At 68.3% G+C, this 12,578-nt stretch carries 13 protein-coding genes and 1 tRNA gene; 7 read left to right on the top strand and 7 right to left on the bottom strand.

The window, feature by feature from the left end; all coding sequences use genetic code 11:
- Positions 1-17 precede the first annotated feature (17 nt).
- The 3 genes from AC3WJT_RS15035 to AC3WJT_RS15025 are packed head-to-tail and all read left to right on the top strand — an operon-like array spanning position 18 to position 2,203.
- Positions 18-884: a peptidylprolyl isomerase gene (locus AC3WJT_RS15035; RefSeq protein ID WP_492343944.1), complete on the top strand. Its 867-nt coding sequence runs from the start codon at positions 18-20 to the stop codon at positions 882-884.
- A gap of 13 nt (positions 885-897) precedes the next feature.
- Positions 898-1,731 carry a peptidylprolyl isomerase gene (locus tag AC3WJT_RS15030; protein ID WP_492343943.1) on the top strand — a complete coding sequence of 278 codons (834 nt, stop codon included), beginning with the start codon at positions 898-900 and terminating at the stop codon, positions 1,729-1,731.
- 4 nt (positions 1,732-1,735) lie between these two features.
- The gene (locus tag AC3WJT_RS15025) at positions 1,736-2,203 is read left to right on the top strand and encodes a peptidylprolyl isomerase (protein WP_492343942.1); all 468 of its coding nucleotides are present in this window, start codon (positions 1,736-1,738) and stop codon (positions 2,201-2,203) included.
- Positions 2,204-2,261: 58 nt separating this feature from the next.
- On the opposite strand, the gene AC3WJT_RS15020 is transcribed toward AC3WJT_RS15025, so the two are convergent.
- Together AC3WJT_RS15020 and AC3WJT_RS15015 are read right to left on the bottom strand one after the other, a co-directional pair.
- The gene (locus tag AC3WJT_RS15020; protein ID WP_492343941.1) at positions 2,262-3,248 is read right to left on the bottom strand and encodes an endonuclease/exonuclease/phosphatase family protein; all 987 of its coding nucleotides are present in this window, start codon (positions 3,246-3,248) and stop codon (positions 2,262-2,264) included.
- A 42-nt stretch (positions 3,249-3,290) separates the two neighbouring features.
- Positions 3,291-3,902, bottom strand: a complete 612-nt coding sequence (locus AC3WJT_RS15015) for a hypothetical protein (RefSeq protein ID WP_492343940.1) — start codon at positions 3,900-3,902, stop codon at positions 3,291-3,293.
- A 99-nt stretch (positions 3,903-4,001) separates the two neighbouring features.
- Between AC3WJT_RS15015 and queA the strand changes: the two genes are divergently transcribed.
- Positions 4,002-5,099 carry a tRNA preQ1(34) S-adenosylmethionine ribosyltransferase-isomerase QueA gene (queA, locus tag AC3WJT_RS15010; RefSeq protein ID WP_492343939.1) on the top strand — a complete coding sequence of 366 codons (1,098 nt, stop codon included), beginning with the start codon at positions 4,002-4,004 and terminating at the stop codon, positions 5,097-5,099.
- Positions 5,096-6,205 (top strand): tRNA guanosine(34) transglycosylase Tgt, encoded by a 1,110-nt coding sequence (tgt, locus tag AC3WJT_RS15005; protein WP_492343938.1) that lies wholly within the window; start codon positions 5,096-5,098, stop codon positions 6,203-6,205. The genes queA and tgt overlap by 4 nt, the downstream gene beginning before the upstream one ends.
- 36 nt (positions 6,206-6,241) lie before the next feature.
- On the opposite strand, the gene AC3WJT_RS15000 is transcribed toward tgt, so the two are convergent.
- Positions 6,242-6,856, bottom strand: coding sequence for a hypothetical protein (locus AC3WJT_RS15000; RefSeq protein WP_492343937.1), 615 nt, complete (start codon positions 6,854-6,856; stop codon positions 6,242-6,244).
- A gap of 116 nt (positions 6,857-6,972) precedes the next feature.
- Here AC3WJT_RS15000 and AC3WJT_RS14995 point away from each other — a divergent pair.
- A tRNA-Lys gene (locus AC3WJT_RS14995) sits at positions 6,973-7,047 on the top strand.
- Here the strand turns inward: AC3WJT_RS14995 and AC3WJT_RS14990 are convergent.
- A complete protein-coding gene (locus AC3WJT_RS14990) occupies positions 7,042-8,388 on the bottom strand; it encodes an amidohydrolase family protein (RefSeq protein ID WP_492343936.1) in 1,347 nt (448 codons plus the stop codon). The genes AC3WJT_RS14995 and AC3WJT_RS14990 overlap by 6 nt on opposite strands.
- A gap of 104 nt (positions 8,389-8,492) precedes the next feature.
- Here AC3WJT_RS14990 and AC3WJT_RS14985 point away from each other — a divergent pair, with 104 nt between their 5' ends.
- Positions 8,493-9,095 (top strand): hypothetical protein, encoded by a 603-nt coding sequence (locus tag AC3WJT_RS14985; protein ID WP_492343935.1) that lies wholly within the window; start codon positions 8,493-8,495, stop codon positions 9,093-9,095.
- A 3-nt stretch (positions 9,096-9,098) separates the two neighbouring features.
- On the opposite strand, the gene AC3WJT_RS14980 is transcribed toward AC3WJT_RS14985, so the two are convergent.
- The 3 genes from AC3WJT_RS14980 to AC3WJT_RS14970 are packed head-to-tail and all read right to left on the bottom strand — an operon-like array spanning position 9,099 to position 12,423.
- Positions 9,099-10,070 carry a transglutaminase family protein gene (locus AC3WJT_RS14980; protein WP_492343934.1) on the bottom strand — a complete coding sequence of 324 codons (972 nt, stop codon included), beginning with the start codon at positions 10,068-10,070 and terminating at the stop codon, positions 9,099-9,101.
- The gene (locus AC3WJT_RS14975; protein WP_492343933.1) at positions 10,070-11,011 is read right to left on the bottom strand and encodes an alpha-E domain-containing protein; all 942 of its coding nucleotides are present in this window, start codon (positions 11,009-11,011) and stop codon (positions 10,070-10,072) included. Before AC3WJT_RS14975 ends, AC3WJT_RS14980 begins: the two co-directional genes overlap by 1 nt.
- Positions 11,008-12,423 carry a circularly permuted type 2 ATP-grasp protein gene (locus AC3WJT_RS14970; protein WP_492344189.1) on the bottom strand — a complete coding sequence of 472 codons (1,416 nt, stop codon included), beginning with the start codon at positions 12,421-12,423 and terminating at the stop codon, positions 11,008-11,010. The genes AC3WJT_RS14975 and AC3WJT_RS14970 overlap by 4 nt, the downstream gene beginning before the upstream one ends.
- Between the last annotated feature and the right edge of the window lie 155 nt (positions 12,424-12,578).

Below are 12,578 nucleotides of genomic sequence, written 5' to 3'. Positions count from 1 at the left end.
GAGGAAGTGGACACCGCATGAATTCCGCGCCGATCGCGCTCGCCGCCCTTCTGCTCGCCGCAGCGACCCCGGCTCTCGCCGCAACGCCTGCGCCGGCGATCGCCGCCGCCGACTGGCGCACGCCGGACGCGGAGAACGTCCTGGTCATCGACACCAGCAAGGGCAGGGTGATCGTAGAGCTCGCGCCCTGGGCGGCGCCCGTCCACGTCGAGCGCGTCCGCAGCCTTGCGCGGCAAGGCTTCTATGACGGACTGACCTTCTTCCGCGTCATCGACGACTTCATGGCCCAGACGGGCGATCCGAAGAATGACGGCACCGGCGGAAACGACGCCCTTCCGGACATGAAGGCGGAATTCACGTTCCGCCGCGGCCGCGACCTGCGCTTCACCTCGCTGGGCCGCATGGCGCCGGATGACAAGGTGATGTCGGCGACCGAGGTCGGCTTCATCCACGGCTTCGCGGTGCGCGGCTCGCCCGAGATGATGATGATGGCCTCGGCCGACGGCAAGGTCGTCAGCTGGCCGCTGTTCTGCGCCGGCGGCCTGGGCATGGCCCGCGCCACCCCGCCGGATACGGCCAACAGCCAGTTTTTCTTTATGCGTCAGACCTATCCGCTGCTCGACGCCAACTACACCGCCTTCGGCCGGGTGCTGAGCGGTCTGGAGGTGGTGCGCGCCATCAAGACCGGCGAGCCGGTGGCGCCGCCGCGCGATGCGATGCTCAAGGTTAGGGTGCTGGCCGACATTCCGGCTGCCGAGCGGCCGAAGGTGCAGGTGCTGGATACGGCCAGCCCGTCGTTCAAATCGCTGCTCGAAACCGCGAAGGCGGGCGGCGCCGGCCCCCTGACGGCCTGCGATATCGCCGTCCCCGTGAAGATCGGCTGAGGAGACCTCGACCATGCGCTCAATGATCGTTCTGGCCGCCCTGATATCGGCCGCCGCACCGGCGGCGCTGGCCAGGCCCCGGGCGCCCGCCGCCGCCGACTGGCGTACGCCGGATGCGGAAAACATCCTGGTCATCGACACCAGCCGGGGCCGGGTCATCGTCGAGCTGGTTCCGGAAGTCGCGCCCGGCCACGTCGAGCGGCTCAAGGTGCTGGCCCGAAAGGGGACCTATGACGGCCGGACCTTCTTCCGCGTCATTGACCGCTTCATGGCGCAGACCGGCGATCCCAAGGATACCGGGGAAGGGGCCACTGACCTTCCCGACCTGAAGGCCGAGTTCACCTTCCGCCGCGACGCCGCGTCGGGCGTGGTGGTCGCCGCCAGCCCCTGGGGCACGGACGAGGGCTTCCTCAAGTCGCTGCCGGTCGTCGGCCAGGGCTGGAGCTGGCACGACATGACCCAGGACGGGAAGGTCGCGACCTGGGGCAGCTACTGTCCCGGCGTGGTCGGCATGGCGCGGGATGACAATCCTGACAGCGCCAACAGCCAGTTCTTCCTGATGCGCCAGCCATACCAGTCGCTCGACAAGCGCTACACCGCCTTTGGCCGGGTGATCAGCGGTCTGGACGCGATCCGCGCCATCAAGACCGGAGAACCGGTCGCCGCGCCGCAGGATCGGATGGACCGCGTGCGCGTTCTGGCCGATATACCCGCCGCCGAACGACCGGCCGTGCGGGTCATCGATCCCGCCGGCGGCTGGTTCAAGGCCGAGATCAAGCGGGTCCGTAAGCTGAAGGGCGCGGATTTTTCGCTCTGCGACGTCAACATTCCTGTGGAAGTGAACTGAAACCATGACGACCGACGCCGAAAACACCCTGTTGCTGACCACCGAAACCGGAACGGTCACCATCAAGCTGCGCCCCGACCTGGCTCCCGGCCACGTCGCGCGGATCAAGGAACTGGCGCGGGAGGGCTTCTATGACGGCGTGGTCTTCCACCGCGTGATCGCGGGCTTCATGGCCCAGGGCGGCGACCCGACGGGCACCGGCTCGGGCGGTTCGAAGAAGCCGGACCTGAAGGCGGAATTCTCGCGCGAGCCGCATGTGCGCGGCGTCTGCTCGATGGCCCGCACCAGCGCGCCGCACTCGGCCAACAGCCAGTTCTTCATCTGCCTCGATGACTCCACCTTCCTGGACAACCAGTACACGGTCTGGGGCGAAGTCGTGGACGGCATGGACCATGTCGACGCCCTGCCCAAGGGCGAGCCGCCCCGCCAGCCGGGCAAGATCGTCTCGATGAAGGTCGCGGCGGACGCCTGATTGTGTCAGCCAGGCCCGTCTCGGCGGGCCATGGCGTGTATCCCCTGGCGCGGGGCGGTCAGGCCGCCGGCGCCAGGGTGATCACCACGGGATAGTGATCCGATCCCAGCATCGGCCCCCGACGGACATCCACGGTCCGCCAGTCGGAGCCTGCATAGACGTGGTCAATCGGCAGCAGCGGCACGGGCATCTCGAAGTGCAGGCGTGTGAAGTCGCCGGCGGGCCAGCTGGCGATCGCCCGCGTCCGCCGTTGCAGGCCGAAGAGACGGTCCTGACGGCGAAGAGAGAACGACCACGGGGTTGAATTGAAATCGCCGGAGACGATCAGCCGGTCTTTGGGAAAGCCCTCGATCACCTTCGCCAGCCGAAGCGTCTGTTGCTGTTGCGGCCCGGCCGGCCACGGCCAGGTGTAGTGGACCCCGACGACCGTGAACGGCCCCCTGGAGTCCGCAAAGGTCGCCCAGGCTCCGGAGAGCTCGGCGCTGGAGACAACACCCGACAGGCCGCCCTCGGCGACCGGGCGGCGCTTCGCCAGGATCATCGTCGAGCACGGCGAGGGTTCAGCGCAGGTCGAGCGGTGGGGATATCGGGCCTTCAGCGCCTTGAGCACGACCCGCGAGCGGTCGAAGCCCTCCTCGATGACGATGATGTCCGGATCGGTGGCGAGGATCCAGCGGGCCGTGGCGCCGGGATCGCGGTTGAGACCCCAGAGGTTGAACTGGACGATCTTCAGCGTCTCGCCATCGACCTTGCCGCCGGTGCGGGCGCTTGCCGCACTCCATTCCGGGATCATCAGGGTCAGGGCCGAAAGGCCGCCGATCAGGGCCAGCACCGGCGTCGTCCGCCCCTGCCGCCCGGTGATCGCCCAGAGCGCGGCGGCACTGATCAGCCCGCCCAGCCAGATCGGCGTGAAATGGGTCAGCACATCCAGCCGGTCGCTGAACCGACCGCCCTGCGCCGCCAGCGCGAGCAGGGACAAGCCCGCCGCCATCAGCAGGGCGAAGGCGCGCAGGAGCTCGGAAAAAACGCGGAGAATCGTTGTCACGTCCCTGATCTAGCACGAGGCCCATGCAGGCCCTGTGCAGGTTCAGTCACCAACGAAATAGGTAAGAGCGACCTTGCGTGCAGGCGCTGCGCCGACCTTCAGGTCGCCGGTCAGCACGGTCGCCTGGGTGGATCCCTCCGCGCGGGCCCGGGCCAGGGCGGCCTGGTCGAAGGCGCCGACAAACACCACGTCGCCCAGCTTCGGGTCGCGGCCGCGGAAGGTCAGCTTTCCGGCGTCGAAACTGTAGGCGTCTGGAAGCACGCGCACTGAAACGGCGTGGCCCTCGCCGCCCAGTTCATTGGAGACCAGCGGGCTGGTGGTGTCGTCAAACGAGATCAGGATCGGACCGAAGGTCGACGCGCGATCACCCTTCTCCCAGGTCTGGAAGTCGCTCGGCGCGCCGATGGCCAGGTGCGAGAACTGGTAAGCCCCGACCTTGAAGTTGGACGGGCTGAGATAGTAGCCGGAGGCGTCAAGTCCCGACTGGTGGCGATAGCCGTCCGCGACGGCCAGCGTCGGCTCGACGGGCGCCGGCGGCGGCGCGGGGGCGACCGGCGCGGCCGGGGCCTCGGCCTGCTTCTCAGGCTTGCGGTTGCAGCCTGCAGCGGTCATCGCCAGCAAGGCGGCGGCCAGGACGAGGGTCCGGTGGCGCATGGAAATCCCCTGAATTGCTCGGCGCATCAACGCCACGCCGAACCGGGTTTGTCCATCGGGCGCTTGACGGGAAGGCGCGGGCGTGGCGCTTCCGCCACCATGCGCGTCGCCGATTTCGACTTTGACCTGCCCGACGACCTGATCGCCCTGCGACCTGTCACGCCCCGAGAGGCGGCGAGGCTGCTCGTGGTGCGGCCGGGGGAGGGGCTGGCGGACCTGACCGTCGGCGACCTGCCCTCGCTGCTGAGGGCAGGCGACGCCCTGGTGTTCAACGACACGCGGGTGATCCCGGCGCGGCTCGATGGTTTGCGCGAAGCGCGGTCGGAGGGCGGCGGCGACGGCCATGCCGTTGCGGTCGAGGCGACCCTGCACAAGCGCCTCGGCCCTGATCGCTGGAGCGCCTTCATGCGCCCGGGCAAGCGGCTGAAGGTCGGAGACCGCGTCCGGTTCGGGACCTCGTCCGACCGGGCCTGTGACGGCGCGGCGCTCGACGCCACCCTGGTCGCCAAGGGTGAGGGCGGCGAGGTGGAGCTGGCTTTCGACCTGTCCGGCCCTGACCTCGACATCGCCATCAACAGCCGCGGCCACATGCCCCTGCCGCCCTACATCGCCGCCAAACGGCCCGAGGACGAGCAGGACCGGGCCGACTACCAGACCGTCTACGCCCGTGAGGATGGCTCGGTCGCCGCGCCGACGGCGGGCCTGCATTTCACGCCGGACCTGCTGGCCCGGCTGGCGGCGGCAGGCGTATCGCAGCATTTCGTCACCCTGCATGTCGGGGCCGGCACCTTCCTGCCGATGAAGGTCGACGACACCGACGACCACCGGATGCACGCCGAGTACGGGGAAGTGTCCGCGGAGACCGCCGTAGCGCTGAACGCGGTGCGCGCCGCGGGCGGCCGCGTCGTCTGTGTCGGCACCACCTCGCTGCGTCTGCTGGAAAGCGCCGCCACCGAGGCGGGCGAGATCAGCGCATGGGCCGGGGAGACGGCGATCTTCATCACGCCCGGCTACCGCTTCCGCGCGGCGGACGTGCTGATGACCAATTTCCACCTGCCCAGGTCGACCCTGTTCATGCTGGTCAGCGCCTTCAGCGGATTCGAAACGATGAAGGCCGCCTACGCGCACGCGATCGCGACCGGCTACCGCTTCTATTCCTACGGGGATTCAAGCCTGCTATTCCGCGCGGCCTCATGAGCGTCTTCCCCTTTGAACTGACAGCCACCGACGGCGCGGCCCGCACCGGCGTTCTGAAGACGCCCCGCGGCGATATCCGCACGCCGGCCTTTATGCCGGTCGGGACGGCGGGAACGGTGAAGGCGCTGACGGTCGACCAGGTCGCTCAGACCGGCGCCGACATCCTGCTGGGCAACACCTATCACCTGATGCTTCGGCCGAGCGCGGAGCGCGTGAAGCGCCTGGGCGGCCTGCATCGCTTCATGCGCTGGGACAAACCGATCCTCACCGACAGCGGCGGGTTTCAGGTCATGAGCCTGTCGGGGATCAGCAAGGTCACCGAGGAGGCCGTCACCTTCGCCAGCCATCTGGATGGCAGCAAACACGTGCTGACGCCCGAACGGTCGATCGAGATCCAGGCCGACCTGCTGGGCAGCGACATCGTCATGCAACTGGACGAATGCGTCGCCTGGCCGGCCGAGGAAGCGAGAGCGCGCCAGGGCATGGAACTGTCCGCCCGCTGGGGCGCCCGCTCCAAGGCAGCGTTCGGCGAGCGCGACGGCCAGGCCCTTTTCGGCATCCAGCAGGGCTCGACCTTCGAAAACCTGCGGCGCGAGTCGTCGGACCGCCTGACCGAGACGGGCTTTGACGGCTACGCCATCGGCGGCCTCGCGGTGGGCGAAGGGCACGAGGCCATGTGCGAGGTGCTCGACTATGCCCCGGCCATGCTGCCCGCCGACCGACCGCGCTACCTGATGGGCGTCGGCAAGCCCATCGACCTGGTCGAGGCGGTGGCGCGGGGCGTGGACATGTTCGACTGTGTCCTGCCGACCCGCTCGGGCCGTCACGGCCAGGCCTGGACCTGGTCCGGCCCGCTGAACATGAAGAACGCGCGGTTCGCCGAAGACGACACGCCGCTGGACGAGACCAGCGCCTGTCCAGCCAGCAGCGGCTACTCGAAGGCCTATCTGCACCACCTGATCCGGTCCGAGGAGATCCTCGGCCAGGTGCTGCTCAGCTGGCACAACATCGCCTTCTTCCAGGCCCTGACCGCCGCCATGCGCGCCGCGATCGCCGAGGGCCGGTTCGAGGCGTTCCGCCGCGACTTCAAGGCGGGCCTGAAATAGGGGACACGTACCTGCGGTACATGTCCCCTCGGGTCCCTAGCGAATCGGGAACCTCGGCCCCTTCCGCCTGGGCGGCGCCGGCGGAATCTCGGACTTCACGTGCGTGGGCGTGGCCGGCGGGTTGCAGCCCCTGGCCTCGCCCAGACCCTTCAGGTAGGCGCGGCGGATCCCGCCGGCGATGATCGCCGAACGCACCAGCTTGTCGTGCTGTTCGGCGCCGGTCAGCTTGCGCACCCAGCCCCGCAGCGGGATCAGATCCTGCGCCGCCGAGGCGACGAGTCCCAGGGCCGTATCGCCGGCGGCGTCCTTGCCCTTGGCGATCAACGCCCGGTCGTCGGCCGATTCCGGCTCGTCGATATCGGCCCCCAGAGCCTCGTTCAGCGGCCGCAGCAGCGAGATCAGCTCGCTGCAGGTGGCCGGCTTGGGCCGCTTGTAGGGGTCCTCCAGCGCCGCCAGCAGCACCGGCGGGATCTTCGAGCGCAGAAGATTGAGATCGCGCATCGGCGCGGAGACGGCGCCGGTGACGCTGCCGCGGTTGATCTGGTCGGTTGTCTGCACCTGGGGCGGCGTCTGCTGCGTCTGCTGACCGGACGCTCCGGTAGCGGCGAAACAGGGAATCATGACCGCGGCGGCGAGGACGAACGTGCGCATGACGCGATGCTAACCCCGGTGGACGGTTCACGCCAAGCGTTCGGCGCTTGCGGCGCAGAGGCCTCGCCCCTATGGTCCGCGCCGCTTCAGAAGGCGCTTCACGGCGCCGCGCAAGCGGGCCGGTAGCTCAGTGGTAGAGCATTCGACTTTTAATCGAATGGTCGTGGGTTCGACCCCCACCCGGCCTACCACTTCGTCGCGGGAGTTGATGCTCCGGACGCCAGCATTCTGGCCAGCGTCGTTCGATCCAGAAACACGCCGCCGCGAACGACGGCCACGATTCGGCGCAGATCAGCGATATCTCTCGACGGATCTCCCTCGACAACCACGAGATCGGCGTCATAGCCGGGCGCGATCCGGCCGGAATGGCCGCCGGCGCCCATGAAGCGGGCCGCCCCGCCGGTGGCGATCGCGATGGCATCGCCGGGCGTGAGGCCCGCCTTCACCAGCAAGGCCAGCTCTTCGTGCAGCGACAGTCCTGGCCAGGCGAATGGCGTGCCGGTGTCGGATCCCGCGAGGAGGGGCGCCCGCTTGCTGATGAGCCTGCTGGCCATCCAGATCTCGTGGTCGTGGTCAGACATCCGACGGGCGGCCAGTTCGGCGGAAGCGGCCAGTTTGTCGGCCAGATCGTCCTGCCAATAGTTGACGACCGAGGGCGGCAGCCGGACCAGCTCAGGATCACGCCCCCAGCCAGGGTGGGTCGCCGCATAGGCGCGGCGATAGCGCGGCAGGAGCGTCGGCGACTGTGCGACGCCAGCCGCAATCAGGCGACTGAATACGGGTTCGCAAGCCTGCCGGTCCGCCTTGGGGCAATAGCCGCCGATCTCGGCCTGCATATGCTCGATGCCGGCCATCCGGATGGAGATGGCGTCATCCACGGTGGCTGTGGCCGGCAAGTGTCCGACCACCGACAGGCCTCGCTCGCCGGCGCGGCGTCCTGCAGCCAGAAAGGCGTCGCGAGGCAGCAAGGTGTAGACCTTGATGAAATCCACGCCCTGATCAGCGAGCTGATCGACCGCGGCGATGGCGTCCTTGGGCGTCGTCACGGCCATGGAGATGGACGGGTCCACGGGCTCGGGCCCGTCGAGAATCCGCCCGGCCCGGTAAACCCTCGGCGACCAGGCAGGGTGGGCGGCCGTTACCGCGAGAGCCGCCTCGAACCCTGCTTCGTTGCCACCCATGTCGCGCACCGCAGTGACGCCGTAGGCGACGAACCGGGGGAAGAAGGCGCCGGGGATTTCCGACGACCAGAGGCTGTGGACATGCATGTCCCAGAGGCCCGGCAGGATCGTCCTGCCCCGCCCGTCGATCCGGCGGTATCCGGGCGGCGGCCGCTCAAGTCCGGTTATCGCGACGATCCGGCCGTCGGCCACAAGCACCGTCCGGTGAAGCGCAGGGGGGGCGCCGGTTCCGTCCAGGACGCTGATGTCGACGAAGGCCAGCCGTTCGGCCCGTGCCGGGCCGGGCGCTGCCGGCCCGGCGACAAGCCCGAGAATCAGAACCAGGAAAGGGACGAGGGTTCGATTGCGCATCCGCCAAGATCCTGGCTGCGGGACTGGACGATCAGTGCAGAGTCCGTTCCCGGCGGCAAGTGGAGTGCCCACCCGCCCATCGCCCTGTCCCCGCGTGACTTTCGGTGGAACCTGACCGACTGTTCGGCATGGTCAGGGAGATTCCAAACTTCGGCGTGCCGGAAGATACGCTGATCGCCGTGGTGCTGGGCGCGCTGCTGGCGACGCTCGGCGGCTTTCTGGCGGGCCGCTTCGAGGCCTGGCTGCGACGGCGCGAGCGGGAGCAGGAAGCGGCGCTTCTGATCGGCGAGATCATCTTCACCTTCACGACCATCCTCAAGATGGCCGACGACTCACGAAAGATCGGCGAGCCGTTCGGCCGGATCACCCTGCAGATGCTGTCCGGCGCGCGGCGCGAGGTCGACGCCTATGAGCGCCATCGCGACCGGCTCCCCGATCTTCGCGATCCTCGACTGCGGCTCGGGGTCCACAGGCTGATGATCACCCAGACCATGTCGCTGGACGGCATTCTGGAGGCCTCGAGCGCCCTTGCCGATATTCCGCAGACCAAGGCCGGCAAGGCCCAGGCCGAGGTGCTGAAGACCTCGCGCGCGAGCGGCTTCGATTTCATCATCGAAACGATCCCGACCGTCGAACCGCTGGTCAAACAGTTGGGCCGGATCGCCCGTGTATCTTTCGATGGCCACGCAGCGGCCATGCGGGCCTGACGCCTACTGTTGCTGCTGCTGTTCCTGCTGGCGGCGCGCGTCCTCGCCGCTGCGACGGCGCCCGCCGGGGAACGTCGGACGGGCCATGCGCAGGAACTCCGGCTCGGCAATCGCGGCCTTGGCGCGGCCCACGGCGACGGCGACCGACAGGTGGCTGTCGGCCTCGCCCTTGTAGACCCCGAGCGACGGCGGCACGTCGGCGTAGTCGCGGCCCACGGCCACGGCGATATGACGCTCGCCGGTGAGGCTGTTGTTGGTCGGATCAAAGCCCGTCCAGCGCAGCGTCGGCAGGAACACCTCCACCCAGGCGTGGGTCGCGTCCGGATCGGAGCGGTCGCCATGCTGGCGGTCGGTAAACAGGTAGCCGGAGACATAGCGGGCCGGGATGCCCCAGCCCCGGCAGATGGCGATCATGATGTGGGCGAAGTCCTGGCAGACCCCGCGGCCGACGCCGAGCGCAAGATCGATCGGACTGTCGGCCGTGGTCACGCCCGGCGCGTAGTCGAAGGCGGCGTAGAGCGCATCGTTCAGCGCCCGCATCGCGGTCAGCGGGTCGCGATGGCGCAGGACGTCGAGGTTCTTCTCCTGGACGAAGACATCCAGGGCGGCGGACGGCGTGGCGAAGCCATGGGGGCGGAGGAAGTCGAAGCACTCGCCGCGCACGAAGTCGCTGCGCAGGCGGTCCCATTCGCCCATGTCGAGAGCATCCGGCAGGATCGGGTCAGGCTGGGTCTCCACCGCTGACCGCGCCTCGATCCGCAGCGTGTCATGCGCCTGCGGGACGTCGAAATGGTAGACCGCGTTACCGAAGCTGTCGGCGTAGGAGAACACCTGCGCGCGCGGGTCCAGGTCCAGCTCGAAGCTGATCAGCCGCTGGCGGGCGCTCTTCTGGGGCTGCATGCGCAGCTCCATGACGCTTTCCCGGACCGGGCGCTCGTAGTGGTACTGGGTGACGTGGCGGACTTCGAGCAACATCAGGCTGGCAACTTCATTTCGAGGGAGTAGGCCACGAAGGTGTCGAAGATCGCGTCGTGGATGCGGGCGCATTCGCTGGTGACAGTGGCCAGCAGCGCGCTGGCGCCGACCGACTCCAGCTCGTCGACATCGGCGTACTGCAGGCGGGCCTTGAGCCGGCCGGCCAGCCGTTCCGGCGTCGCCAGGCCGCCTTCCACGTGTCGCGAAACGCCGACCAGATGTTCCTCGATCCGCGTCGTGGCGAACCGGATCGAGCGCGGGAACTCCTCGTCGAAGACCAGGAACTCCAGGATGTGCCGCGTCTCGATCTCGGCGGTGTAGCGCCGCAGATAGGGCTCAAGCGCGCAGCCCATCCGCAGCAGGCTCATCAGGGCGATGCGGTCGGTCACGTTGCCGTCGCGGCCGTCGCCGAAACAGACTTCCAGCAGCCGCGCGATAAGCTGCGCCCGCTCGAGATAGGCGCCGAGCATCAGGAACCGCCAGCCTTCGCCGTGGCTCATGGTGGCGTCGGCGGCGCCCTTGAACTGGTGCAGGTCGGCGATGATGTCGTGGATGTAGGCCGACGAGCCGCTCTCGAACGCTGACGCCGCGTTGTCGCTGGTGATCCGCAGATAGAGCAGGTTCAGCCGCTCCCAGGTCTCCGTGGTGATCTGGTCGCGCACCTGTCGCGCGTTCTCACGCGCCAGCGACAGCGAGATCACCACCGAGTTGGGATCCTCGCGATCCAGCACCAGGGCCTTGGCGGCTTCATAGGTGCGGGCCGCGCGGGCCATGTCGGGATCGCCGACCGCGGAAAGGGCGATGTAGGCGGTCTGGGCCGCCGCGTCGGACCGGTCCAGCGTCGCGTTGAGCATCACATCCGCCAGACGCGAGAAGTGCTCGGCGCGCTCCAGATAACGGCCGATCCAGTAGAGGCTGTCCGCCACCCGCGCGAGCATCATGACTGGGGCTCCCGGGCGGCGTCGTCGGCTAGGATCCAGGTGTCCTTCGACCCTCCGCCCTGACTGGAGTTGACCACGAGCGATCCGCGCCGCAACGCCACACGCGTCAGGGCGCCCGGCGTCACGACGATCTTCTCGCCGGACAGGATGAAGGGTCGCAGGTCCACGTGGCGCGGCTCGATCCGCCCGTCGATCAGGCAGGGCGCCGTCGAGAGCTGGATCGTCGGCTGGGCGATGTAGTTGGCCGGATCGGCCTTCAGGGCCTCGGCGAAGGCTTCGCGTTCCTTGCGGGACGCGTGCGGCCCGACCAGCATGCCGTAGCCGCCCGAGGCGCCGACCGCCTTGACCACCAGTTTGTCGAGGTTGCCCAGCACGTGGCTCAGCTGCGCCGGCTCGCGGCACAGGAAGGTCTCGATGTTGGGCAGGATGGCGTCCTCGCCCAGGTAGTATTTGATGATCTCCGGCACGTAGGCGTAGACGGCCTTGTCGTCCGCGACGCCGGTGCCGGGCGCATTGCACATGACGACATTGCCGGCGCGATAGGCGTTGAACAGACCCGCGACGCCAAGCCCGGAGTCCCGGCGGAAAGTGAGGGGGTCGATGAAGTCATCGTCGACCCGGCGATAGATCACATCCACCCGGCGCAGACCCGTCGTGGTGCGCATGTAGACCATGTTCTCGTGCACCACGAGGTCGCGCCCCTCGACGAGCGGCGCGCCCATCAGCCGGGCGAGATAGGCGTGCTCATAGTAGGCGCTGTTGTAGACGCCCGGCGTCAGAACCACGACCTGCGGGTCGGGCCGCCAGTCGGGCGCCATGCTCTTCAGAGTCGCCAGCAGCAGGTCGGGATAGCGCTCGACGGGACGGACATTGGCCGCGCGGAAGGTGCCTGGAAACGTCCGCTTGGCCGCGTCGCGATTGGCCAGCATGTAGGATACGCCGGACGGAACCCGCAGATTGTCTTCCAGCACCGCGAAGGCGCCGTCCTGATCCCGGATCAGGTCAGAGCCGCAGACGTTGGCGTAGGCCTTGTGCGGCACATAGAGGTGCTGCATCTCGCGGCGATAGGACGGGGCTCCGAGCACCAGGTCCCGCGGCACGATCCCGTCCATCAGGATTTGCTGTTCGCCGTAGATGTCGTCGAGGAACATGTTCAGCGCGCGCAGGCGCTGGATCAGGCCGGCCTCGATGTGATCCCACTCGGTCGAGGGGATGATCCGCGGCACGAGATCGGTCGGGATGATCCGCTCGGTGGTGGTCTCCGCGCCGTAGACCGTGAACGTGATGCCCTGCAGCAGGAAGGAGCGCTCAAGCGTCTTCTGCCGGTCCGCCAGGGCTTCCGGCGAAAGGGTGGTCAGTCGGGCGTGGACGGCGTTGTAGTGATCCCGCACCTCGCCGCCGGCCTTGTACATCTCGTCGAAGGCCTGCCCCGGGAGATAGGCGGCTTCCGTCAGGGAGGACCCAGTCGGAATGTCGTCGGTCACGAGGCTGGTCGCGGTCACGTCCGGGTCCGTTTCTTTTTCAGCCTGAACGGCCTCTTCACGCTTCATTCCTAACGCTCTTCCCA

It is taken from the genome of Caulobacter sp. FW305-C-30-S16 (assembly GCF_058783025.1).
This window is presented reverse-complemented; position numbering and strand designations above follow the sequence as displayed.

Bases quoted from the DNA above. Each gene is read 5' to 3' on its own strand.
- AC3WJT_RS15035 (WP_492343944.1), top strand. From the start codon at position 18: ATGAATTCCGCGCCGATCGCGCTCGCCGCCCTTCTGCTCGCCGCAGCG.
- AC3WJT_RS15030 (WP_492343943.1), top strand. From the start codon at position 898: ATGCGCTCAATGATCGTTCTGGCCGCCCTGATATCGGCCGCCGCACCG.
- AC3WJT_RS15025 (WP_492343942.1), top strand. From the start codon at position 1,736: ATGACGACCGACGCCGAAAACACCCTGTTGCTGACCACCGAAACCGGA.
- AC3WJT_RS15015 (WP_492343940.1), bottom strand. From the start codon at position 3,902: ATGCGCCACCGGACCCTCGTCCTGGCCGCCGCCTTGCTGGCGATGACC.
- queA (WP_492343939.1), top strand. From the start codon at position 4,002: ATGCGCGTCGCCGATTTCGACTTTGACCTGCCCGACGACCTGATCGCC.
- tgt (WP_492343938.1), top strand. From the start codon at position 5,096: ATGAGCGTCTTCCCCTTTGAACTGACAGCCACCGACGGCGCGGCCCGC.
- AC3WJT_RS15000 (WP_492343937.1), bottom strand. From the start codon at position 6,856: ATGCGCACGTTCGTCCTCGCCGCCGCGGTCATGATTCCCTGTTTCGCC.
- AC3WJT_RS14990 (WP_492343936.1), bottom strand. From the start codon at position 8,388: ATGCGCAATCGAACCCTCGTCCCTTTCCTGGTTCTGATTCTCGGGCTT.
- AC3WJT_RS14980 (WP_492343934.1), bottom strand. From the start codon at position 10,070: ATGTTGCTCGAAGTCCGCCACGTCACCCAGTACCACTACGAGCGCCCG.
- AC3WJT_RS14975 (WP_492343933.1), bottom strand. From the start codon at position 11,011: ATGATGCTCGCGCGGGTGGCGGACAGCCTCTACTGGATCGGCCGTTAT.
- AC3WJT_RS14970 (WP_492344189.1), bottom strand. From the start codon at position 12,423: ATGTACAAGGCCGGCGGCGAGGTGCGGGATCACTACAACGCCGTCCAC.